The organism is Bacillus nitratireducens, from assembly GCF_036320425.1.
Taxonomy (GTDB): Bacteria; Bacillota; Bacilli; order Bacillales; family Bacillaceae_G; genus Bacillus_A; species Bacillus_A nitratireducens.
Genome location: NZ_JAUMJO010000001.1, coordinates 257914 through 282029, shown reverse-complemented (window position 1 = coordinate 282029; position 24116 = coordinate 257914). Strand labels below are relative to the sequence as shown.

The window sequence follows — 24116 nt, the reverse complement described above, 5'->3', positions numbered from 1 at the left end:
TCACGTAATACAAATAATGGTATTTTGTCATAAAGTGGAGGGGTTTATGAGAGTGGACATGTATCACACGAAAATATTGAAGGCGCTCGAATCAGAAGATTACATTTCAGTGCGAAGAAGAGTGCTACGTCAATTAGTAGAGTCGTTAATTTATGAAGGGATCATTACGCCAGTTCGCATAGAAAAGGAAGAACAAATTCTTTTTATAATACAAGGACTTGATGAAGAAAACAAAAGTGTCACATACAAATGCTACGGAAGAGAACGAATGACATTTGGACGTATCTCTGTAGGTTCATTAATAATAAGAGTTCAAGAGGAACAACAAGAAATACAATCTGTGTCGCAATTTCTAGAAGAAGTTTTTCGGATTGTTAGCGTAGAACGAACTAAATTAGATTCTTTTATTCACGAATTAGAACAAACAATATTTAAAGACACGATTGCACAATATGAAAGAAATAATAAGGAAGAATACACTCAAAAATCTTACGATGAGTTTGAAAGCCATTTAATAGACGGCCATCCATATCATCCTAGTTATAAAGCACGTGTTGGATTTCAATATCGTGACAATTTTCATTATGGATATGAATTTATACAGCCAATAAAACTCATATGGATTGCAGCGCATAAGAATTATGCGACTGTAGGTTATGAAAATGAAGTGATTTATAGCGATACTTTAAAAGAAGAAATTGGTGAGCAGAAAATAGAAGAATATATGAATCGTATTCGAAGTTTAGGTTCTAATCCAGAACAGTATTGGTTAATTCCGGTTCATCCTTGGCAGTGGGAAAACTTTATTATTCCGAATTATGCTGATCATATACAGGATAAATGCATCATTTATTTAGAGGAGTCAGAGGATGATTATTGCGCGCAACAGTCAATGAGAACGTTAAGAAATATTACGAATCCAAAGAAGCCGTACGTTAAATTATCGATGAATTTACTCAACACTTCAACACTCCGTACACTGAAACCATATTCTGTTGTGAGTGCACCAGCAATATCAAATTGGTTAAATGATGTTGTAAGTGATGATCTGTATTTAAGAGATGAATCGCGCATCATTTTTTTAAATGAGTTTTCGGGTGTAACGTATGATACGAATAAGGAATCTGTATATGGTTCATTAGGATGCATTTGGCGTGAAAGCGTTCATAAATATTTGGATAGACAAGAGGATGCCGTGCCCTTTAACGGCTTATATGCAAAAGAGAAAGATGGGACGCCAGTTATTGATGCATGGTTAAACAAACATGGAATAGAAAATTGGCTACGATTACTTATTCAAAAAGCGATTATACCAGTTATACATCTTGTTGTAGAGCATGGGATCGCATTAGAATCACACGGACAAAATATGATTTTAGTTCATAAAGAAGGGCTACCTGTCCGAATTGCATTAAAGGATTTCCATGAAGGACTTGAGTTTTATCGTCCATTCTTAAAAGAAATTGACAAATGTCCTGACTTTACTAAAATGCATAAAACGTATGCGAATGGAAAAATGAATGATTTCTTTGAAATGGATCGTATCGAATGTTTACAAGAGATGGTACTAGATGCACTGTTCTTATTTAATGTAGGAGAATTAGCTTTCGTACTTGCGGATGAATATGAATGGAAAGAAGAAAGTTTTTGGATGATAGTGGTCGAAGAAATGGAAAATCATATTAGCAAATATCCACATTTAAAAGAGAGATTTGAAAGGATTCAATTATATACACCTACATTTTACGCCGAGCAATTGACGAAGCGTCGTTTATATTTAGATGTGGAATCACTTGTTCATGAAGTTCCAAATCCATTGTATAGAGCAAGACAACTTAACAAACAAAAATCAGTTGTTATAGGGGGAAATCATGCTAATCGTTAATAAACAAGAGTATAGCAAAAGTGATTTTGATTTGAGATTACAAGCTTATGAGGAAATGGAACAATTTCAAGAAGCAGCAGGAAATAGATTTGCGCTTTGTCTGAAAGATCCATTCGATATTATTACGTTTGTGTTTTTCTTAAAAGAAAAGAAATCATCAGTATTACTTATACATGAAGATACGCCAAAAGAAACGGCTATTGAAATGGCAAAGCGTGCAAATTGTATAGGGATTTTATATGGAGAATATAGCGATTTTACAAAACTAGAAGTAGTGAACTCTTTACTAGAAGAGCCTTCTTTATTGCAATATAGTTCTGGAACAACAGGAGAACCGAAACTAATTCGTAGAGCATGGACGGAAGTTGATACAGAAATTACTGCTTATAATGAAGCTTTAAACTGTGAAGTAGATGAAGTGCCGATCGTTATGGCTCCTGTTTCACATTCATACGGACTAATATGTGGTACGTTATCTGCGATTACGCGGGGAAGCAGACCGATCGTCATTACGAATAAAAACCCTAAATTCGCATTAAATATAGTTCGCAATACAGAAAAACATATCATATATGCAGTACCACTTATGTTACATATTATGGGGAGTTTTCCGTTAGGAACGTTTCAGTTTCATAAAATTATGACATCCGGATCACCTTTACCAGAAGCATTATTTTATAAACTAAAAGAAATGACAACATATATGATGCAGCAATACGGTTGTTCTGAAGCGGGGTGTATTAGTATATGTCATGATATGAAAAGCCATTTAGATTTAGGAAATCCACTACCTCATGCGAGTATAAGCATAGGTTCAGATGAAAATATGCCTGAAGAAATCGTAGTGAAAATGAACGATAAAGAAATCTTCACGAAAGATTTGGGGTATAAATCTGAGCGTGGCCTTCATTTTATGGGGCGCATGGATGATGTGATTAACGTTTCAGGATTAAAAGTCTTTCCTATAGAGGTAGAAGAAACGATGCTTCGACTAGAAGGCGTTCAAGAGGCAATTGTATATCGAGGGAAACATCCTGTGATGGGCGAAATTGTTAAAGCGAAAGTAATCTCTCATATTGATCCAGTGCGAATAAGAGAATGGTGTATTCAGCATTTACCATCTTATAAAGTTCCACATGAGATTGAAAGTGTAACTGAAATTCCGAAAAATAAAACTGGAAAAGTAAGTAGAAAGTTACTAGAGATGGGAGAGGTTACAACATGAGACGTGAAACATTAAAAAATGAAGTGCTGAAAATTATGACAGGAAAAATGGAACTAAAAAACGTGAAACATTTAGAAGAAACGATGCGTTTAAATCAAGACTTATATATAGATTCGGTAATGATGCTACAACTCATAGTTTACATAGAAATGGATGTAAAGCTATGCGTTCCAGAGGATGAGGTAGATCCAAAAGCATTTCTTACTGTAGGATCTTTGCTTGATTTTATGGAGGAATTACAGCCGTTATAAGAAGTAAATGTGAATAATTAACCTTTAGGAAAGCGGATGAGAATATGACTTCAATTAAAGTTCACTGTTTAGTGAGTTGTTTTTGTGAAATTATAAAAAGGCGTAGCGATATAGATTACCGTCCATTTTATTTCGGATTATGGGATGGAGATTTTGATATAACAGAAGGTGGCATTATTTCGTATCACTCCGAAAATATTAACCATGATAATTATTTACTATGGTATGAAAAATTGTATGGTATGAAAGTGAACGAATGGTATGATCACGCAAAAGATAAAAGTAGCAATGTAGAAACTTTTTTAGAATTAGTAGAAAACAAGCCAGAGAATCGCTATGTCATTGTAATGGTTGATATGTCTCTATTACCAGAGAGGGAAAATAAATTCCATCAAAAACCGTTTCCGCATTATTTAATGATATCGAAGACAGAGAAAGAAGAAGAATGGTTCATGCTAGATCCTGATTTTCGCTGGGAAGGGAATATGGAAAGAGAAAAAGTACTTCACTCTGTTCAAGACAACCCATTTGGTGGAGGGTATATCATTGATGTAGAAGAAATTCAGGAGCCAACAGAAGAAATGGTAGCGAATTATTTCATAGAAACTTTCAAAAGAAACGACAATGAACTGACTATGGAGCTGAAAAATTTAATTATAAAAATGGCAAATGAAGAAGAAGGTTACTCGCTTTCTAGTCTTGTAGCGGCAGTAAAACAAATACCAGTACTTGCAATTCGTAAATATAGTTATGAACATGCTTTTGCATACTTCCGTGAAACGTTGCAATATTCGGAGCAAGAATTTGATTATTGGTGTGATCGGGTAGAAGATATTGTACAAGGATTTACAAATGTACAGTATCGTGCAATTAAAATGGCAATGACGAATAATAAAGGTATGTTATTATCAATTGTTGAAAAGCTGGATGAAATGAATGCAATTGAACTGCAAATTAAGGCTGAATTAGAGAGACAGTTTTTATCATGGAAAGAAATGAAAACAAACCAGTCTGTCTTAGCATTTTAAAAAAGCTAACTGAATTTTAAGATAAGGGAGTTCAAACCTATGAAATATTCGTTATGTACTATTTCCTTTCGTCATCAATTAATTTCATTTACTGATATTGTTCAATTTGCATATGAAAACGGTTTTGAAGGAATTGAATTGTGGGGGACTCATGCACAAAATTTGTATATGCAAGAGTATGAAACGACGGAAAGAGAATTGAGTTGTTTAAAGGATAAAAACTTGGAAATTACGATGATAAGTGATTACTTAGACATATCATTATCGGCAGATTTTGAAAAAACGATAGAGAAATGTGAACAACTTGCAATACTAGCTAATTGGTTTAAAACGAACAAAATTCGTACGTTTGCTGGACAAAAAGGAAGCGAAGATTTCTCGGAACAGGAAAGAAAAGAGTATGTGAATCGAATTCGCATGATTTGTGAAGTATTTGCTCAGCACAATATGTATGTACTTTTAGAAACACATCCAAATACGTTAACGGACACGTTACCCTCTACTTTGGAATTATTAGAAGAAGTAGACCATCCGAACTTGAAAATAAACCTTGATTTTCTTCATATATGGGAGTCTGGTGCAGATCCAATTGACAGTTTCCATCGACTAAGGCCGTGGATACAACATTACCATTTTAAGAATATATCGTCAGCAGATTATTTGCATGTGTTTGAACCAAATAATGTATATGCAGCAGCGGGAAGTCGAATTGGTATGGTTCCATTATTTGAAGGTATCGTAAATTATGATGAGATTATTCAGGAAGTGAGAGACACTGACCATTTCGCATCACTCGAATGGTTTGGACATAATGCGAAAGATATATTAAAAGAAGAAATGAAAGTATTAATAAATAGAAATTTAGAAGTAGTAACTTCTTAATATAAAATGATGTAAGAGTCTCTCATTGTAGAGACTCTTTTTTTAAAAATAAAAATAACCAAAAATTACCATGTATTTAAATTGAAATTTAACACAATTTATATATAAATAAGGAGGTGATCGGTAATGGCTAGAAATCGTAACGCTAATCAATTAGCATCACATGGAGCACAAGCAGCTCTAGATCAAATGAAATATGAAATTGCACAAGAGTTTGGTGTACAACTTGGAGCTGATACTTCTTCACGTGCAAACGGTTCTGTAGGCGGTGAAATTACAAAACGCCTTGTAGCGATGGCAGAACAACAGCTTGGTGGCGGATATACTCGCTAATTGTAGAAGGTTATAGGAGAAAGGAAGGATTCTTCCTTTCTTTTTTTTTCAATTAATTGGTATGGATATATTGCGAACTGGATTCAAAGAATAGGAATAATACTATAATTTCCCCAATTTCTTTTGTTGTAAATGGGAAGTAGTAAAATGTAATAGCCCTGGTGGAATGAAAAATTACGTTCCAGCAGGGCTATTATATGGTAAGAAATATATGATGAAAGGTTCCGAAGCCAACATGTTAAAAAAAGAAAACTGTTGTTTAATTGCGCTTGCATCAGTTCCACTTGTTATGACATTAGGGAATTCAATGCTCATTCCAATCCTACCGACTATCGAAAAAAAATTACATATTTCATCGTTTCAAGCATCCATGATTATTACAATTTACTCTATTGTAGCCATTTTACTTATACCGATTGCTGGTTATTTATCAGATAGATGGGGACGAAAGATGGTAATGGTTCCGAGTTTGCTGATTGCGGCTATAGGAGGAGCGATAACTGGTTGGGTATCTTGGAAAGTTGATAATCCCTACACTTGGATATTGATCGGTAGAGCGATTCAAGGTATTGGTGCTGCTGGTGCAATGCCAGTTGTTATACCGTGTGTTGGTGATTTATACAGGGATGAAAAACAAGTTAGTACAGGTTTAGGAATCATTGAAACATCCAATACATTTGGAAAAGTGTTGAGCCCTATTTTAGGATCTGCTCTTGCTGCCATTGTATGGTTCTTACCATTTTGGGCAATTCCAATTTTATGCGTAGTATCAATCGTTTTATTACTTGTTCTAGTAAAGGCAAAGAAACAAGAAGGAGAAGTACCACCACTTAAAGAGTTTATAAAATCTATTCTTTCTACGTTTCGAGAAAAGGGAAGATGGTTGATTGCCATTTTTGTATTAGGTGCAATTATTATGCTTATTTTATTCGGAATTCTCTTTTATTTGTCGACTATACTGGAATCAAAGTATGACATTCATGGTATATGGAAGGGGTGTGTACTTGCTATCCCGTTGCTTGTACTGTCACTTAGTTCATATATGGCTGGTAAAAAAATTGGAGATAATCAAAATATGATGAAGAAGTGTATTTATATTGGTTTTTTAATGGCAGCTGCATCAGTCATCATTCCTTTATTTATAAAAGGGATCTATTTGCTACTTCTTTGTCTCGTTATTATGGGAATAGGAATTGGTATGGCACTCCCATGTTTAGACGCCCTAATTACACAAGGAATTGAAAAGGAACAAAGGGGGACGGTTACGTCATTTTATAGTTCAATGCGATTTATCGGTGTAGCAGCTGGACCACCTCTATATTCTTTTTTCATGAAAGGTGCTGACCATGAAGTGTTTTATTTAACAAGTATTTTCGCTGGTATTGGTGCTGTTATAGCAATGATTTGGATTAAACCAGCAAAAGATGCAAAGACGGTAAAACAGAAATCGGAACCTACTTCATAATTTGTAAGAGAATTGCATGATGTTTTAAGTAACATGCAATTCTCTTTCGTTCATTAAGAATAAATAACTTGTTTTAACATATAAAGTGCGACACCCCATATGATAAGACCAGAAAATTTATTTAATAATAAGATTGTCTTTCCAGTTGAGTCTATTCTTTTTAGAAATTTCCCCGCTAAAGCTAAGCTTATAAACCAAATCCAAGAAACGATAATAGTTGCAAAAGTGAAAGCCCATTTTTCACTTCCTATGTATTGGATAGAGTTTGTTCCAATTACACCAATTGTGTCTAAAATTGCGTGTGGATTGAGTAATGAAACCGATGCTGCGAAAATAATTTGATTTTTTAAAGGCATACTTTTTTCTTGTTTTACATCATTTGCAGGATCGCTTCTCCAAATAACCCAGCCCATATACATAAGAAAGAAAAATCCAATCAAATACAAGGTGGTTGTTAACCAAGAAAAAGTTAGGAGCACAAGGGAGACACCCTGTACAGCAATTAAAATTAGCAACGTATCACATATAGATGCAGTTAATACTACAGGGGCTACTCTCCAAATATTTGGTTGGCTCGCACCTTGGTTAAAGACAAAAACATTTTGGACACCTAATGGAATAATAAGACCAAATGCAAGGATGATACCGTGAATAATTGCTTCACTCATCATATTACCTCCTACTTAATGTGATTAATTATGATAGTGTATATTGTATAGAAGAAATGAAAGTTTGTATCCATCCATATGGTTGGATAGGTTACCAACCAAAAAAAATGTGAGGTGATATGATGGAAAGGTTAGTTTGGAAACCTAATATGTCTTCACCTATTCCATTATATAAACAAATAGAATCTTATATAAAAGAAAGAATTGTTAATGGGGAATGGACAGTTGGAACTAAATTACCTTCACAAAGAGATTTGGCGCAAACGTTTGAAGTAAATCGAAGTACAATTGTAATGGCTTTCGATGAATTAGTAGCAAAAGGGTATATTGAGGGGAATGGCCGGAAGGGAACAATTGTAATAAATAATAGTGAGAGTACTGCCACATATGCACCCCCTCCTAACTGGCGGTCCTATGTGGAAACAGGGCTTCATTATCCAAATCTTCCTGCTGTACAAGAGATTAATCAAGCTGAATTTACGCCCAATGTAATTCGATTAGGAACAGGTGAGCTCGCGCCGAGCCTCTTACCTGAGAAAAAGATGAAGGAAGTTATTAATAAAATTTTACAATCAAATGTTACACTTGGGTATGAGGAACCGAAAGGAAATCTTTATTTAAGAGAAAAAATTGCGGAATATTTAAAAGGGCATGGGGTATATGTATCTCCTGAATCTATTTTAATTGTTTCAGGGGCAATTCAAGCACTGCAACTTATTTCTATGGGGCTTCTTCCGAAAGGAGCGTCAATTTTATTAGAAAAACCATCATATTTATATTCGCTTAATGTATTTCAATCAGCAGGAATGCGTTTAATTGGAATACCAATGGATGAGAATGGTTTAAATGCATCATATATTACGAAATATAAGAAGCAATTTAATGCATCTATTTTATATACAATCCCGTCTTTTCATAATCCGACGAACTTTAGTATGAATGCGAAGAAACGAATAGAAGTGATGGAAATCTGTAATGAAATTGGATTGCCTATTATAGAGGACGCGGTGTACCAAGACTTATGGTTTGATGAGCCTGTTTCAAAGCCTTTAAAAGCATATGATAAAAACGGAATTGTACTACATATAGGGAGTATGTCTAAAGTAATTAGTCCAGGATTAAGAATTGGATGGATTGTTGGATCTGAGCCAGTCATTCAAAGATTGGCAGACATAAAAATGCAAACAGATTATGGTTCAAGTTCTATATCCCAGCAAATTGCAGCGGAATGGTTTACAAATGGATTGTATGATGAACATTTACAGTTTGTAAGAATTAAGTTGAAAAAGCGCAGAGATTTTATGTTACAAATGTTAGAGAAATATTGTCATGATATAGCAACATGGTATGAACCGGCAGGTGGTTTTTATATTTGGTTACATATGAATGTACCCGTTTCGAACCGTAGCTTATTTGACAAAGCTTTGCAAGAAAAGATTTTATTAAATCCAGGTACTTTGTATGATAGAAGTGCAAACCAATTTTTGCGCCTATCATATTCATACGCGACGCTAGAAGAAATTGAAATAGGTATAAAAAAGCTTGCACAACTAATGAAAATGTAAGAGGAGAAAATAATGAAACAATATGTAATTTGCCAAATTATCGATGGGGATAAATATTTAGCTGCTTATGCGGAGACGAAGCAGGATGCAATTGAAAAAGCAGAATTGTTAGGATTACGAACGGGAAATCGATACACAGTTATTACTGCGGAGGAAGCTGAAGGGTTAACTTATCCTTAAGCAACGTATAATAATTATGCAAGAAGTAAATAAGCCTAGTAATATATGATATTACTAGGCTTATTTTTTTTGAAAGTGTTACGTGTTCTCGTATGAAAAATAATAGTATTATGAGTCAAGTTGACGGAAATACCGATTTGTTTTTCGATCCTGATTTCCGTCTCTATATTTATCAACATATTGCCTGAAGTTCCAAGATTGTAAAAATTTATTTGCAGCGTTATAACCAGAATTGTAAAGCCACTCTTTTTCTTCCTTTGTTAACTCAAAGTTTGTACTTGTAATGGATCCCGTTGGAATTGTAATCGTTCTTGCTTTAGATTCTTTATCTAAATGGCGTAAATCATGGGCTTGCATCATTGTTTTAAATAGTCCTTTGAACATGGAGATAGGCTCGTTATAGTGGGCAGGATCAGCTTGAATCTCATCTTTTACAAAATGAAATCCAAAAGTCGGCCAGCGAGGAGAGGTAGGTGAGTCGAAAATCCAAATGGGGTAATTGCTTAAAATCCCTCCATCAACCATATAACAAGGTTGCTTCCATTTTGGGGTTCTCCATTTTACGGGTTCAAAGAAGAAGGGGATTGTACTACTCATTCTTACAGCTTTAGCAATAGAGAAGCGATAATTTAAAAATCCATAGTTCGGCAAATCATCGGGGAAGATAACCATTTTACCATTACTTATATCAGAAGCGATGATTTTAAGCTTATTTAAATCAGGTAAATCTGTAAATAAGTGAACTCCTTTTTTGCGAAGTAATTCTTCAATCCATTCTTCTATAAAAATATTAGAGTAAATACCAAGAGTAGTCCATGCGCTTAATCCTTTGCCGATAAACGGGATTCTGTCAATAAAGGTTCTCTTCGTAAATGTATTATAATCAATATCAGTTATAATCGTTTTTAACTCTGAACAAGAATATCCTGCTGCTAGGAGCGCTGCGATAATGGAACCAGCTGATGTTCCAGCTACACGCTCCCATTCATAGCCTTTTTCAGCTAACGCGCAAATTGCCCCTACATGCGCAATTCCGCGTACACCGCCTCCTTCAAAAACACCATCAATCTTCATCAATCATACTTCCTTTCGAATAAAAGATTTAAAAATGGCAAAAAAGCACGTATTGTACGTGCTTTTTTACAATAGTTTTTAAGTTTACTAGCAGCCTACAAAGCCGCCCCAACAGCTAGCGCCGATGATGATTAGAAGGATAAATAAAACGATTAATAAAGCGAAACCTCCATAACCACATCCACCACAACTACCGCCGTAACCGTAACCACCGCCGTAACCGCCGCAACTATATCCGTAACCCATGTGGAATTCCTCCTTAAATTAAAAATAAAAATGAACGAGGGGAAAATGTACTGGAAGAAATAAAGAACTATCGTGTTTGTAGGAACAATGTATACTATGCTTTTTTAAACTTGTTCGCGTACGAGGGATAAGCCCGTTTTTTGGAGGGCTTGTTGATTTTACGATAAATGGAGTATAATCTTTGTGCTATGATACAAATAAGTATGTAAATGTAAGGAGAATTTATGGATAAAAAAATTGAAGTATTAATTGATAAATATGGACTGTCACATTTAAAAGAGGAACTTATTCATACTGTATTTCCTTGTGTAAAAGTTGTGCCAAAGCAACAAGAAATGATTGCGATAGGTAGTTCGAAAATGGGGGGAGTTCCTGATTTACCGGATTCATTTGAATACCCAATGTATAAAGGAAATCCGTTACAGTTTATCGCTCAATTAAATTTAAATGATTTACAAAATGTTGGTATGGATCACAATCTTCCTAAGACAGGGATGTTATATTTCTTTAGCATTGAAAATTACTTTGAAGAAGATGTGAATCCAACTGAAGCGGGGCGTGTACTTTATTATGATATTCCTGTAGAGCAATTACGAAGAGCAGATGAAACGCAAGCGAAGTATACTCAATGCGCAATTACTTTTGAACTGACTTATAAATTACCAGAACTTTTCATTGAAGATGAGGCAGATTCAGATCGTTTCTTGCAATTACTGGAGGAGCTAATTCCAGACAACTATGATAATCATCAAATGTTTGGGGAGCCATTCTCTGTACAAGATGAGGTATTGTACGAGATTGGAAAATATATGGGGATAGATCCACAGCATATGACGCTTTTATTCCAAATTGATTCAGATACTAAAAATGGTAATATGATGTGGGGAGATTTAGGGATGCTTTATTTCTGTATTGGAAATGAAGATTTAAAAAATCGACGTTTTGAAAATGCATGCTGTGTGTTACAAACTTGTTAATGAAGAAGGTTGTTCTTGTAAAAAGAGCAACCTTTTTACAATGTTAAATATGCATAATCTCATATGACCTATTTTGAAAAATATTGTATACTCTGAAACTATACGATACTTTTTCGTATAGTTATAGAATGTAAGGAGTGACAAGATGGGAAAGACAAGTAAGTATGTAACAGCTGCCGCACTTTGTTCAACTATAGTAATGGGAGGCTTACAGGCGTCAGCTGTATCTTATGCGGCTACGGATCAGACTACAGTGACAACACAATCAGATGCGAAGTTGTTAAATGATTTCAGAAAAGAATTAAAAAAACAGATTGATAATCGAGATGAAAATATTACAATCGCATATAAAACAAAAGATAGAAATGCTAGAGATGTTATGGACCAATTGTATAGTGAGTTTAATAAAATTGTAGATGTAGATGAGTATGTAAAATATAATGTAGCCTCTACTAAATACTCTATTAAAGGGCTGCCGGGGAACTATACGTTTACACTGCAAGTGAAATACCGTGAATCAAAAGAGCAAACACAATATGTAAAATCTCAGACAAAAACAATTATCGGTTCAATTGTAAAACCAGGAATGGATGAACATGAAAAAGTGAAAGCTATTCATGATTATGTTGTGAAACATGTATCCTATGATACTTCTTATCAAGCATATACAGCATATGAAGCGTTAGCGAACCGTTCTGCAGTTTGCCAAGGATATACATTATTAACATATGAGTTACTAAAAGAAGCGGGTATTCAAAATCATATTGTAACAGGTACAGGAAATGGACAAGCTCACGCATGGAATTTAGTGAACATTGACAACAAGTGGTACCACCTTGATACTACATTCGATGATCCAGTGCCAGATAAAGCTGGGCGTGTGACATATTCATATTTTAATATGTCTGACGAGCAATTAAGTAAAGACCATGAATGGGATCGTAGTAAATATCCAGCAGCAACTACAAGCTACTTTGGTGAATTAACGAACAAAATAAAAGCTGGTAGTTCAAAAACTGCTGCATATGAACAAATGTTAAAAGAAACGAATTTAAAATATTTGTCTGCACAATACGGGGCAGAAAATTACAGTGAATTTAAGAAAAAATTACAGCAACAATTCGCTTCTAAGCCAGAAAAGGTAGAAGTACGATATAAGCAGTCCATGGATGGAACAATGCAAGATATAAAGAAAGTACTAGATGAAATAACTTGGCCAAAAGGTGCAAAGCGTGTATCTTATCAAGTTGCGCCATATAGTGCAATGGCAGGTTATTCATTAGCGACAATTACATTTACGTATTAAGCAATGAAAAAGAGCATCTGTAAAAGGTGCTCTTTTTATTATGTATTACTTTAAAAAATCAGAATTATGGGATAAAATAAAAGAGGAAGGATGTGGAATCTGAATGAATTTGTTCGAAAGTAATATATTTACATTGATATATACTTGTTTAGTAATCGGACTTATCGTTTTGTTTTTCCTATCATTTACTTTGTTTGTTAGAAGGTTATTGCAAAACAGCGCTGCAAAAAAACAACATGTGATTAATATGAACCAGAAGCTAGATCGAATTATTGAATTGCTTGAAAAAGATAAGAAATAGCGATAGAAGATGTATGAAAAGGGGAAGAAGATGGCTAATTATATAAAAGAATTACGTGAAAAAGTAGGGCATGATTATGTTATTTTGAATTTTGCAGGTGGTTGTGTATTTAATGAACTTGGTGAAGTGCTTCTGCAAAAAAGAGGAGACTTTAATGCTTGGGGATTTCCTGGCGGTGCAATGGAAATCGGAGAATCTGCCGCAGAAACTGCGATTCGAGAAATTAAAGAAGAAACAGGATATGATGTGGAAATTGATGAGCTCATTGGTGTGTATACGAAATATTTTCAAAAATATCCGAATGGAGATCAGGCACAGGCAATTGTAATATTCTTTAAGTTTTCAATCGTTGGAGGGAACAAAAAAATAGACGGCGATGAAACATTAGATCTGAAGTTTTTCCCGTTAGACAAAATGCCGCCATTGTTTAATAAACAACATGAAGATTGCTTGCAGGATCTATTAGAGAAAAGGGTAGGAGTATATCGTTAACATAAAAAAGAAGCTAATGAGATTAGCTTCTTTTTTATGTTCTATTTCCACCAGTCATCAAACATTGATGCTGGTACTTGTCTTTTATGTTCGCTTACTGTGTAACGTTTTTCAATTTTTTCAGCAACGTCAGTTGGAACTGCTTTACCTTCTAAATAGTCATCTAATTGATCGTAAGTAATACCTAATTCTGTTTCATCAGCTTGACCTGGTTTTTCATCTAATAAATCAGCTGTTGGCATTTTTAAGTAAAGTCGCTCGTCTGCACCTAACTCTTGTAATAAAGCACGTCCTTGGCGCTTCGTTAAACCTGTTAATGGTAATAAATCTGCACCACCATCTCCGAATTTTGTAAAGAATCCTGTAACAGCTTCTGCAGCATGATCTGTTCCGATAACAAGTAGTCCTTGTTGTCCACCGATTGCGTATTGTGTAACCATGCGAATGCGTGCTTTTACGTTTCCTTTATTGAAATCTGTTAATGATTCACCTAATAAGTTTTCATATTGATTTGAGAAGGAATCAACAGTTGAAGCGATATCAAAAGCAACAGATTGATCAGCTTGAATAAATTGTAATGCTAATTGTGCATCATCTTCATCTTTTTGTACTTTGTACGGAAGACGTACGGAGATAAACGTTGCGTTACCACCTTCATTACGAACTTCTTCGACTGCAAGCTGCGCTAAACGCCCTGCAAGTGTAGAGTCTTGTCCACCGCTAATTCCAAGTACAAATCCTTTTGCACCTGTAATTTTTAAATAATCTTTTAAGAAATCAATTCGTTTACGAACTTCTACTTTCGGATCAATTACAGGATGAACATGTAATGCTTTCATAATTTGTTCTTGCAATGTCATTATGTTTTCCTCCTATTCGTTTTAAAGCAGTAAATAAGTTTATATGTATATTGGTACATACTTCTATCCTTTATTATTTCGCAAAACTAACGAATATACAATAGGATGCGTGTATGAATATGAATGAAGTTATTATAAATAAACTGTTTTGTATAAGCAATTTTTTTAAACCTTTCAATAATGTAAGGTTTTTATCATTTGAATCGATGGAAGGTATTTCCGGATTTTACTAATATAAAAAAGCATAGTTAGTAGAAGGGCGGAGAAGTAGTATGAACATTAGAGAACTTGCATTTCGAAATGTAACGCGAAATAGACGAACATATTCAGCATATTTTTTGAGTAGTGCATTTGCTATTATGGCCTTTTTTGTGTATTCATTTTTTGCGTTCCATCCGGCATTAAGTGCGGGAGAATTAGGACAGTACGTATTCGTAAGTATGTCTTTTGCACAGTCAATTATTTACTTATTTACATTCTTCTTTATTTTATATTCAATGGGAATGTTTTTAAAAACGAGAAAGCGTGAACTAGGAATTTTAATGATGCTTGGTATGACGAAATACCAATTAAAGCGTCTTATCTTCTTTGAAAATATCATGATTGGAATAGGGGCAATAATTTTCGGAATTCTGTCAGGTATGTTATTTTCAGGAATATTAATATTTGTAGCCCTGATGATATTGAAACTAGATATCTCTTTGTCCTATTACATACCGATGAAAGCGATTGTTGTAACGAGTATTATGTTTTTTGTATTATTTATGATTATTTCATTATTTAGTGCAGGAATGATTCGGAAAAATAAAATTATGAAATTGTTTAGAGGATCAGCAGAAGCGAAGCCGGAACCGAAAGCATCTATAATTTCTTCTATATTAGCAGTAGTATTGCTTAGTGCGGGTTATGCAGGAGCGCTTATGTCACATGGTGCAATGGTATTTGTGATGATGATTCCTGTTACAACGGTAGTCATTATTGGTACGTATTTACTGTACAAGCAGTTGAGCGTCTTTATTATTCGATTATGTAAAAAAAGTAAACGTTTCTATTGGACACAGACAAATATTATTACGTTATCAGATTTAGCTTACCGTATGAGAGATAACGCAAGAATGTTCTTTATTGTAACCATTATTTCAACTGTAGCATTTTCAGCAATAGGTACATTAGTTGGCTTTGCTTCAATGACGAAAGAAATTATGGACAGACCAATTGCGTTTCACTATCATTCTAAGCAAGGGAATAGTAATGAGGCACAGCATCTGAAGATCATTGACGAGGGATTAAAGAAACATAATATAGCAGCTTCAAAAATACATATTTCATCGAAGAAAACGGAGGAGCAGTCGTTAAGGAGCTCCATTTTTATAAAAGAATCAGATTATAAGGAGTATGCAAAGTTAACAGGGGAACCGTTTAATACTTTATCAGACAAAGAAGCCCTATTTCTGTCAGTAGAAATACCAGGGCCACCGATAAAGGAAAGAAAAGAAATTTCTTTCCCAAATGCCAATGAGCCCTTAAAGGTGAAAAAAGTTAATACTTCTTCATTAAGTAAAATACTAAGAGGTAATGTTTATGTAATCTCTAAAAATCAATATGATGCATTACAAGATGGATTTAAAGAAGAAAAAGATTATATGTATAAAACAAAAGGAATGAAAGATGAAATTGAGGTTGGTAAAGAGCTTACGCATCAGATTAAGCCCTATCAAGAACATGCAACGTTTAGTGCAGAAGAGTACGATCAAAATCAAAGTTTACAAATTGCAGGACCCATTTTATTTGTAGGTTTCTTTATTGGTATTGTATTTTTTGTTTGTGCAGGAAGCTTCCTTTACTTCCGCTTATTTTCTGATTTGGAGGACGATACTCGTTTATTTGAAATGATTCGAAAAGTTGGATTGACGAGAGGCGAATTATCGAAAGTAGTTACAATCCGCCTAGCGCTTTTATTCTTCGTTCCAGTTGGAGTTGCAACATTGCACGGGGCAGTAGCATTAACTGCGTTAGGACAAATGTTTGAGTACTCACTGTTTAAAGAGAATACGATTGTATTAAGTATTTTTGTAAGTATTCAGGTTTTGTATTTCATCATTATACGAGTTCGTTATTTAAAACAATTGAAAGAAAGATTGAATATTCGTTAAATGTGTTTTTTTAACTTTTGTACTATATTTTCTAAAAAGAGTAAGCCATTACCAAATATATAGTGATAAAATGAAAATAGCGAGGTGAAAAAAATAATAGAGAGTAAGGGGGGAGTAACATGAAAGCAACAGGAATTATTCGAAAAGTAGATGAATTGGGACGGATAGTTATTCCTAAAGAATTACGAGATGTATTAGGAATACAAATCAAATCACCACTTGAAATTTTTGTAGAAGAAGACAAAGTCATTTTACAAAAATATCAACCTTACAATGCTTGTCAAATAACAGGTGATGTTTCAGATCAAAATATTTCATTAGCAAATGGAAACATTACTGTTAGTATAGAAGGCGCAAAACATGTAATAAAAGAAATTGAGCAGTTTTTGAAAAAGAGTGAGATTTAGTCTTAATTTATCCCGCTATTTGTGGGAGTCGGGCTGCCCGTAAAAGCCCCCGATTGGTGAGGGCTAATAATCAGTGGAGAGGAACAATCCCCTTGTTGATTATGGTTTCACTTTATATTATTCTATTAAAAAACTGAAAAAGAAAAGGACCATAATAGGTCCTTTTCTTTTGTTTATTGAGAAACATTTGAGAGGAAGGGAAATGCAACGAATAAAACGAATGTTAAATATAAACGTATTCCATAGTGGTCTAAAATGAAAATAATACATTTTCAGGAGGGATTACGATGAATAGTAGTACAGCGAATAAACAAAAAGGTATACAATTAATTCCGTTTATTGTTAATAAAGTCGTTGAGCAAGTAAATGAAATTCCACCAGGTGTACAATTGATTCATGCTCCGCAAGTATGGGAAAAGAGTGCGAAGGGGAAAGACATTGTCGTTGCTGTTTTAGATACAGGTTGTGATGTGAATCATGTAGATTTAAAAGATCGTATTATTGGTGGAAGAAATTTCACGAAAGATTATGAAGGAGATCCCAATGTGTACCTTGATAATAATGGGCATGGTACTCATGTAGCGGGGACGATTGCAGCGACTGAAAACGGTGTCGGTGTTTTAGGAGTCGCACCACTTTCTAAAATGTTAGTTTTAAAAGTATTAGCTGGAGATGGTTCTGGAAGTTATGAGCAAATTATTGAGGCCATTCATTATGCTGTAAATTGGAGAGGACCGAATAAAGAGAAAGTGAGAATTATTTCAATGTCACTTGGTGGTCCGCAAGATGTACCGGAATTACATGAAGCTATTCAAAATGCGGTAAAACAAGACGTACTTGTTGTGTGCGCTGCAGGAAATGATGGAGATTGTAACGATGATACGGAAGAATTAGATTTTCCAGGTGCTTATTCTGAAGTAATTGAAGTAGGTGCTGTTAATTTAGAGCGGAAAATTTCATGCTTTAGTAATTCAAATCAAGAAATTGATTTAGTAGCGCCAGGTGATGAAATACTGTCTACGTATCCAGAGGGGAAATATGCAGTATTAAGTGGTACTTCAATGGCGACGCCGCATGTCGCTGGGGCGCTAGCGCTTCTCATAAAGCAGTGTGAAAGAGAGTATGGTAGAAAATTATCAGAGCCAGAAATATACGCGCAACTTATAAAAAGGACTGTACCTTTAGGGTATGAACGTACATCTGAAGGGAATGGATTAATAGATTTATTAAAAGAATAGTAATGACTAAAAAACATCTCATATTTATATGAGATGTTTTTAGTACGGTTCTGTTGCATGTATTACGACGTCTAATAAACCAGGAAATCTAGCATTTAAATCATCTTCACGAATTGAAATGAAACGTTGTGTGCCTTCAAGGCGTGTATACATAACACCAGATTCACGTAACACTTTGAAATGGTGAGATAAAGTTGATTTCGCAATTGGAATGTTTAACGCGCCACAAGATTGTTCATTTTTCTCTAGTAGCATAGTTACAATTTGTAAACGAATTTGATCGCTAAGTGCGTATAAGACAGAAGAGAATTGAATTTCTTCTCGATTAGGATGATAGAGAGTACGCATTTTTTCACCTACTTGTATAAGTTAATATATTTGCACTATAACATATGAAGTGGTATATTTCTATTGTTCGAATATATTCGAACAATAGAAATATAGGGGGGAGAAAAAATGAAGTATACAAAATTACAAAAGGCAGGACTAAATATTTCGAAGTTGGGGTTAGGAACAAACGCTGTAGGGGGGCATAATTTATATGCTGATGTGAATGAGGAAGAAGGAAAACGATTAATAGAAGAAGCTATCCAGCAAGGGATTACATTTTTTGATACAGCGGATTCATACGGATTCGGTAGATCAGAGGAATTGGTAGGAGAAGTATTGAAAGGAAAACGCCAAGAAGTTGTACTTGCTACAAAAGGTGGAATACAACCGTTATTAAATGGAGAGGTTTATATTAATAATGAACGAAGCTATTTAAGAAATGCTGTGGAAAATAGCTTAAGAAGATTACAAACTGATTATATTGATTTATATTATTTACATTTTACAAATCCTGAAACAAGTTACATAGATTCAATTGGAGAGCTTACTCGCCTAAAAGAAGAAGGGAAAATTCGTTCAATTGGAATATCAAACGTTAATGTAGAGCAATTAAAAGAAGCGAATCAGCACGGACATATAGATGTTGTACAATCACCGTATAATATGTTGGATCGTGCTACTGGGGAAGAACTTTTGCCATATTGTATAGAATCAGGTATTTCATTTATTCCGTACGGGCCTCTTGCCTTTGGGATACTAGGTGGAAAATATACAGAAGATTTAAAATTGAGTGAAGGGGATTGGCGTCAAAGTGTAAATCTATTTGAAGAAAATACATATAAGAGTAACTTTAAGAAAGTTGAGAAGTTAAAGGGCTTAGCTAAAGAAAAGAATCTCGAAGTATCGCATTTAGCTTTAGCGTGGTTATTAAACAAAAAAGGAATTGATACTGTTATTCCTGGCGGGAAGCGGGCAGAGCAAATAAGAGAAAGTGTAAGAGCGGTGGAAGTTTCATTGAATGAGAAGGTTATGAAAGAGATTGAATCTATTTTAGAAGCTTAGTTGAAAAGAGGGATAGTTCCCTCTTTTTATATAAAAGGAGAAGATATAAATGAAAAGAGTACTAGCTGTATTCTTTACGATAATGTTTATGATTGGTACAGATACGTTCTTAATTTCACCACTTTTGCCGACATTACAACAGGTGTATCATGTATCAACTGAATTATCAGGATGGATGGTGAGTTCATATGCTGTAGGATACGCTGGATTTGCGCTTATCGCTGGTCCTATATCAGATGGCTTAAACAGAAAAAAAGTGATGGTATTAGGAATGAGTTTTTTTGCATTAAGTACATTTTTGTGTGGAATGGCACCGAGTTTTTTATGGATGCTAACATTTAGATTTTTAGCAGGTGTAAGTGCAGCTTTTGTATCTCCACAAGTATGGGCATCTATTCCGCTCCTTATAGAGAAGAAGCAAATTGTAAAAGCAATTGGAATTGCAACAGCAGGGTTATCAATCTCCCAAATTTTAGGACTGCCAATTGGAGCATATTTAGCAACGATACATTATACAACACCATTCTTCGTCATTAGTATATTATCAGCACTACTTGTCGTTCTTATTTATGTTACATTACCAGAAATACAACCAGTTCAAATAGGTGGAAATGAAAAAAATATATTAAAGCGCTATAAGCAATTACTTAGAGATTCAAAGGTTTCACTTTCTTATTTTGCATATTTTGTTTTTCAAACTGGTAATTTTGCAGCATTTTCATTCTTTGGTGTGTGGCTTTCCAGTCAATTTGGCTTACAAGTTCATGAAGTAGGTACAGCTATGCTCGTATTAGGATTGGGAAATTTAACCGGTAACATTTTTGGGCCGAGAATCGTAAATAAAATTGGTTATAACATTTCTTTCTATGGTGGAATTGTATTTACAGCAGTGCTATATGTCATACTTCCTCATTTAAAGAACATTATATTTGTAGAGTTATTTTTCTTTGTTTTATTTTTTGTGACAGGAATTTTGTTTGTATTGATGATGGGGCGCTTACAAAATATGTCTAGTATAGCAAGAGGAACAGGAGCCGCTCTTGCTAATGCTTCTATGTATATTGGCCAAATGATTGGAGCGGCAATAGCAGGAATGTTATTTGCAGCATCTCACAATTTTATACTTGTAGGTAGTTTTACTGCGCTACTATATATAGGAGCTTTATTTTTGTTTAGAAAAAGCGAAAGGCTTAATGAAGATAGTGAAACAGAAATTGCATCATAAAGCCTTTAAAAATAAATCGGGGAAATCCAAAAAATAAAAAATCCCTAAAGAGATAGGGATTTATATATCGGCATATAGTTCCTTGGAAAAGGATAAACTTAGCTTACCATACTGGAGTACGTATATTTGTGAAATAGATGTGAAAGTAATGTGAAAAATGCCGTAATAAAAAGCACTGTTTTAGCTAAAACAGTGCTTTTCTCTTTGATTGAACAGTTGCTGCATTTTCATCATGTATCCCTGCATCATCAACAATTCGTTTTTTAGCTTTATTTAATAGATGGTTTACTGCTTCACCAAAATAGTTAGCTTCGCTTTTTGTGCGGGCTTCTCGTAAACATTTATAGTTTTCTAGCAGTTCCTCTTTTTCGGTGTTTGTTAAGAAATCTTCTATTTTCTTTTTTGTCATACGAAACACCCTTTCTTCTGACAAACGACGCAATAGAAAATATTTATTTTTTATTATAACAATAATTTTTAAAGAAAGTATAGACTAACGTCGTAATAGTTTGTCAATTTCTTGGATTTTCTCATCAGCTTTCCCAATTTGCGTATTTTTAGCCTGTTCACCACCAAGAGCTTGGTGAAGTAAAAACGTTTGACCGGAAATAGCGGTCACAATGGAGACTTTTATAATTTCTTTTATTAAGGTGACATCGAATAAAACGAGTCCAAGAAGTGCGGCGAGGCTGCCTGTAAAAATATCAGTTAAAAATCCAAAATGAAAAAAAGTTTTTAAACGGCGTGGAAGCAATAACTTGCCTTGGTTATTGATCAGATGGGAAACGAAGCCAGTAATGCCACCAACGAGAACAGCGGTTAGCCATTGATACATTTCCATCGAATCCACTCCTTTTAGTGAATAAGATTCGATAATTTTATATTGATTCCTTTTAATATTTCATATAAGCATATTGAGAAAGTTTGTTTGGGTTTATTCCGTATTCAATTTAATTATAACAGAAGAATCTGATATATTTCAGTCTATTATATGAAGCAGTTATTCCTTAATATGAATGTAGAAAGGGGTGCGTGATATGAATATAGATTATCGAATAAGAAGTGTAGATGGTTATACAAAAAATATAGGGGAATTAGTAAGCATGCTGGAGCATACGAGGGCTGTAACATTACAGGAAATAAAAGATCTATCAGTTGAGCAATTAGATTTAAGTATGCCGAGTGGAGGGAATTCCATCGGAGCGTTACTAAAGCATATAGCGGCTATAGAAAAAGCGCATCAACTTATTTCATTTCAAGAGCGCGATTTTACAAAAGAAGAATTAGAAATATGGGAAGACGCACTGTATTTAGGGAAAGCGGGGAGAACAATCCGTGGTCATGAAATACAGTATTATGTACAACTTCTACAAAGTGTTCGAGAAGAATCTCTGAAGTATTTGAGTGAACAAAATGATCAATGGCTTATGTCAGAAAGAAAGTGGCCTAATGGCGTAGCGTATAATCAGCACTACCGTTGGTTTCATGTGCTAGAAGATGAAATTAGTCACCGTGGACAAATTAGAATGATGAAAAATAAATTATTTGAAAATTACGTTAAATAAGGTAGCTTTTTAAATGAATATTCCATATAATGAGAGTAATTAAAATGAGAACGGGGTGATGTGTTATGGCGAAATTAACTTATATGAATAATAAACCAAATACAAAGGTGGACGGAAAGGGCGATACTCTATAAGTGAGCGCACAATCCTTCCACTAAGTTCAAACTAGGGAGGATATCAATTTGGATCAAAATATTTTAGAATCTTTCGGATGGGATTCTTTTTTTGAAGAACAAGCTGTAGAGAACTATGAAGTAGGCCGTATTTTACTTGAGCATAAGCATATATATCGGATTATTTGTAATGATGGTGAATATGTAGCGGAACTGTCTGGAAAGTTTCGTCATGAAGCGTTAACGAAAGGGGATTATCCGGCAGTTGGCGATTGGGTGTATATAAAGAAAATAGAAGGAGAGCGAAAGGCAATTATTCATCGTATTTTTCCAAGGAGAAGTTCTTTTTCTAGACAAGAGGCTGGCTACCGAACAGAAGAACAAATTATAGCTACGAATGTGGATTATCTTTTTTTAGTAAATGCTCTTAACCATGATTTCAACGTAAGAAGGATGGAACGTTATTTGCTATTGGCTTATGAGAGTGGTGCAATGCCTATTATTGTTTTAACGAAGAGTAGTTTATGTGAAGATGTGGAACAAAAAATTGCAGAAACTGAAGCAGTAGCAATCGGTGTTCCTATATTTGTTGTTGATAGCTTAGCGTACGTCGGAATAGAATCATTGCAACAATTTGTTTCACCAGGAAAAACAATTGCCTTAGTTGGATCTTCAGGCGCAGGGAAATCTACTTTGTTAAATGCATTAATAGGAACAGTTGTAGCAAAAACCGGCGATATACGTGAAGAAGATAGTAAAGGGAGACATACGACAACTCACCGTGAATTGTTCCAATTACCAAGTGGTGGTTTAGTAATTGATACTCCTGGTATGAGAGAACTTCAGCTTTGGGAAGGAAGCGCGGCAATCCAAACTGCATTTTCTGATATTGAAGATCTTGCAAATACCTGTCGCTTTCGAGATTGTAAACATGATGGTGAACCAGGATGTGCAGTGCGAGGTGCTATAGATAACGGGATTATACCCGTAGAGCGCTTGCTAAGCTATAAAAAGCTGCAAAGAGAATTGGCATATGTTATGAGAAAACAAAACATTACTCTGGCAAGAGCCGAACGAGATAGATGGAAAAAGATTTCTAAACAACATAAAAAAATGTAAAAAACCAAAGGGCTTGTTCCTTTGGTTTTTTACATTTGTAAATTTTATAATAATATTATTCATATATATAGACAAAAGGAATTAATTTGTTTAAACTTTACAAAGTGTTCATCAAAACAAAGTATAAAAATAGAAACTAAGGAATGGGATATATTCAAAATTAACT

General features: G+C 34.5%; 27 protein-coding genes. 20 read left to right on the top strand and 7 right to left on the bottom strand.

Annotated elements, in window-relative coordinates; genetic code table 11:
• Positions 1–46 precede the first annotated feature (46 nt).
• The 7 genes from Q3V31_RS01550 to bcbE all read left to right on the top strand — a co-directional run bounded on the left by Q3V31_RS01550 (position 47) and on the right by bcbE (position 7069).
• Positions 47–1885 (top strand): IucA/IucC family protein, encoded by a 1839-nt coding sequence (locus tag Q3V31_RS01550; protein ID WP_139265896.1) that lies wholly within the window; start codon positions 47–49, stop codon positions 1883–1885.
• Positions 1872–3110, top strand: a complete 1239-nt coding sequence (gene asbC / locus Q3V31_RS01545) for a 3,4-dihydroxybenzoic acid-AMP ligase AsbC (protein WP_090813184.1) — start codon at positions 1872–1874, stop codon at positions 3108–3110. The genes Q3V31_RS01550 and asbC overlap by 14 nt, the downstream gene beginning before the upstream one ends.
• Positions 3107–3361: a petrobactin biosynthesis protein AsbD gene (gene asbD, locus Q3V31_RS01540; RefSeq protein ID WP_329761853.1), complete on the top strand. Its 255-nt coding sequence runs from the start codon at positions 3107–3109 to the stop codon at positions 3359–3361. The genes asbC and asbD overlap by 4 nt, the downstream gene beginning before the upstream one ends.
• 44 nt (positions 3362–3405) lie before the next feature.
• Positions 3406–4389 (top strand): petrobactin biosynthesis protein AsbE, encoded by a 984-nt coding sequence (asbE, locus tag Q3V31_RS01535; RefSeq protein WP_016129191.1) that lies wholly within the window; start codon positions 3406–3408, stop codon positions 4387–4389.
• 39 nt (positions 4390–4428) lie between these two features.
• Complete coding sequence (gene asbF, locus Q3V31_RS01530) at positions 4429–5271, top strand: petrobactin biosynthesis 3-dehydroshikimate dehydratase AsbF (RefSeq protein WP_000877701.1); 843 nt, start codon at positions 4429–4431, stop codon at positions 5269–5271.
• Between the two features lie 126 nt (positions 5272–5397).
• Positions 5398–5604: an alpha/beta-type small acid-soluble spore protein gene (locus Q3V31_RS01525; protein WP_000113539.1), complete on the top strand. Its 207-nt coding sequence runs from the start codon at positions 5398–5400 to the stop codon at positions 5602–5604.
• 235 nt (positions 5605–5839) lie between these two features.
• Positions 5840–7069 (top strand): bacillibactin exporter BcbE, encoded by a 1230-nt coding sequence (gene bcbE / locus Q3V31_RS01520; protein WP_139265905.1) that lies wholly within the window; start codon positions 5840–5842, stop codon positions 7067–7069.
• Positions 7070–7122: 53 nt separating this feature from the next.
• On the opposite strand, the gene Q3V31_RS01515 is transcribed toward bcbE, so the two are convergent.
• Positions 7123–7737 carry a LysE/ArgO family amino acid transporter gene (locus tag Q3V31_RS01515; protein WP_001287321.1) on the bottom strand — a complete coding sequence of 205 codons (615 nt, stop codon included), beginning with the start codon at positions 7735–7737 and terminating at the stop codon, positions 7123–7125.
• 119 nt (positions 7738–7856) lie between these two features.
• Here Q3V31_RS01515 and Q3V31_RS01510 point away from each other — a divergent pair, with 119 nt between their 5' ends.
• Both Q3V31_RS01510 and Q3V31_RS01505 read left to right on the top strand, forming a co-directional pair.
• The gene (locus tag Q3V31_RS01510) at positions 7857–9302 is read left to right on the top strand and encodes an aminotransferase-like domain-containing protein (RefSeq protein WP_139265897.1); all 1446 of its coding nucleotides are present in this window, start codon (positions 7857–7859) and stop codon (positions 9300–9302) included.
• A gap of 12 nt (positions 9303–9314) precedes the next feature.
• Complete coding sequence (locus tag Q3V31_RS01505; RefSeq protein ID WP_000816371.1) at positions 9315–9482, top strand: DUF3933 family protein; 168 nt, start codon at positions 9315–9317, stop codon at positions 9480–9482.
• Between the two features lie 108 nt (positions 9483–9590).
• Here Q3V31_RS01505 and Q3V31_RS01500 read toward each other — a convergent pair whose 3' ends face one another.
• On the bottom strand, positions 9591–10556 hold the full coding sequence (locus tag Q3V31_RS01500) for a patatin-like phospholipase family protein (RefSeq protein WP_090813187.1): 966 nt from the start codon (positions 10554–10556) through the stop codon (positions 9591–9593).
• An 87-nt stretch (positions 10557–10643) separates the two neighbouring features.
• The gene (locus tag Q3V31_RS01495) at positions 10644–10802 is read right to left on the bottom strand and encodes a YjcZ family sporulation protein (RefSeq protein ID WP_000540422.1); all 159 of its coding nucleotides are present in this window, start codon (positions 10800–10802) and stop codon (positions 10644–10646) included.
• Between the two features lie 224 nt (positions 10803–11026).
• On the opposite strand from Q3V31_RS01495, the gene Q3V31_RS01490 reads away from it, so the two are divergent.
• The 4 genes from Q3V31_RS01490 (at position 11027) to Q3V31_RS01475 (ending at position 13878) form a co-directional block, all read left to right on the top strand.
• A complete protein-coding gene (locus tag Q3V31_RS01490; RefSeq protein WP_090813188.1) occupies positions 11027–11779 on the top strand; it encodes a YwqG family protein in 753 nt (250 codons plus the stop codon).
• A 145-nt stretch (positions 11780–11924) separates the two neighbouring features.
• Positions 11925–13085 carry a transglutaminase domain-containing protein gene (locus tag Q3V31_RS01485; RefSeq protein ID WP_090813189.1) on the top strand — a complete coding sequence of 387 codons (1161 nt, stop codon included), beginning with the start codon at positions 11925–11927 and terminating at the stop codon, positions 13083–13085.
• A 103-nt stretch (positions 13086–13188) separates the two neighbouring features.
• Positions 13189–13386, top strand: coding sequence for a DUF4083 domain-containing protein (locus Q3V31_RS01480; protein WP_001048107.1), 198 nt, complete (start codon positions 13189–13191; stop codon positions 13384–13386).
• 30 nt (positions 13387–13416) lie between these two features.
• Entirely contained in the window at positions 13417–13878 is a 462-nt protein-coding gene (locus Q3V31_RS01475) for an NUDIX hydrolase (protein ID WP_000035008.1), read from the top strand.
• A 41-nt stretch (positions 13879–13919) separates the two neighbouring features.
• Here Q3V31_RS01475 and nadE read toward each other — a convergent pair whose 3' ends face one another.
• The gene (nadE, locus tag Q3V31_RS01470) at positions 13920–14738 is read right to left on the bottom strand and encodes an ammonia-dependent NAD(+) synthetase (RefSeq protein ID WP_090813190.1); all 819 of its coding nucleotides are present in this window, start codon (positions 14736–14738) and stop codon (positions 13920–13922) included.
• A 272-nt stretch (positions 14739–15010) separates the two neighbouring features.
• Between nadE and Q3V31_RS01465 the strand changes: the two genes are divergently transcribed.
• From Q3V31_RS01465 to Q3V31_RS01455, 3 genes are all read left to right on the top strand, one after another.
• Positions 15011–16891, top strand: a complete 1881-nt coding sequence (locus Q3V31_RS01465; RefSeq protein ID WP_090813191.1) for an ABC transporter permease — start codon at positions 15011–15013, stop codon at positions 16889–16891.
• A 119-nt stretch (positions 16892–17010) separates the two neighbouring features.
• Positions 17011–17298, top strand: a complete 288-nt coding sequence (locus Q3V31_RS01460) for an AbrB/MazE/SpoVT family DNA-binding domain-containing protein (RefSeq protein ID WP_000648281.1) — start codon at positions 17011–17013, stop codon at positions 17296–17298.
• A gap of 287 nt (positions 17299–17585) precedes the next feature.
• Positions 17586–18536: a serine protease gene (locus Q3V31_RS01455; protein ID WP_090813192.1), complete on the top strand. Its 951-nt coding sequence runs from the start codon at positions 17586–17588 to the stop codon at positions 18534–18536.
• A 39-nt stretch (positions 18537–18575) separates the two neighbouring features.
• Here the strand turns inward: Q3V31_RS01455 and Q3V31_RS01450 are convergent, their stop codons facing one another.
• Entirely contained in the window at positions 18576–18884 is a 309-nt protein-coding gene (locus Q3V31_RS01450) for an ArsR/SmtB family transcription factor (protein WP_001259916.1), read from the bottom strand.
• A gap of 108 nt (positions 18885–18992) precedes the next feature.
• Here Q3V31_RS01450 and Q3V31_RS01445 point away from each other — a divergent pair, with 108 nt between their 5' ends.
• Together Q3V31_RS01445 and Q3V31_RS01440 are read left to right on the top strand one after the other, a co-directional pair.
• The gene (locus tag Q3V31_RS01445; RefSeq protein ID WP_329761851.1) at positions 18993–19928 is read left to right on the top strand and encodes an aldo/keto reductase; all 936 of its coding nucleotides are present in this window, start codon (positions 18993–18995) and stop codon (positions 19926–19928) included.
• 49 nt (positions 19929–19977) lie between these two features.
• Positions 19978–21153, top strand: a complete 1176-nt coding sequence (locus tag Q3V31_RS01440) for an MFS transporter (RefSeq protein WP_090813194.1) — start codon at positions 19978–19980, stop codon at positions 21151–21153.
• A gap of 184 nt (positions 21154–21337) precedes the next feature.
• Here Q3V31_RS01440 and Q3V31_RS01435 read toward each other — a convergent pair whose 3' ends face one another.
• Positions 21338–21562, bottom strand: a complete 225-nt coding sequence (locus tag Q3V31_RS01435; protein ID WP_000162605.1) for a hypothetical protein — start codon at positions 21560–21562, stop codon at positions 21338–21340.
• Between the two features lie 84 nt (positions 21563–21646).
• A complete protein-coding gene (locus Q3V31_RS01430) occupies positions 21647–21994 on the bottom strand; it encodes a DUF4257 domain-containing protein (RefSeq protein WP_000426320.1) in 348 nt (115 codons plus the stop codon).
• A gap of 196 nt (positions 21995–22190) precedes the next feature.
• Here Q3V31_RS01430 and Q3V31_RS01425 point away from each other — a divergent pair, with 196 nt between their 5' ends.
• Positions 22191–22718, top strand: coding sequence for a DinB family protein (locus tag Q3V31_RS01425; RefSeq protein WP_090813195.1), 528 nt, complete (start codon positions 22191–22193; stop codon positions 22716–22718).
• A 182-nt stretch (positions 22719–22900) separates the two neighbouring features.
• Positions 22901–23950 (top strand): ribosome small subunit-dependent GTPase A, encoded by a 1050-nt coding sequence (rsgA, locus tag Q3V31_RS01420; protein ID WP_090813196.1) that lies wholly within the window; start codon positions 22901–22903, stop codon positions 23948–23950.
• Positions 23951–24116: the final 166 nt, after the last annotated feature.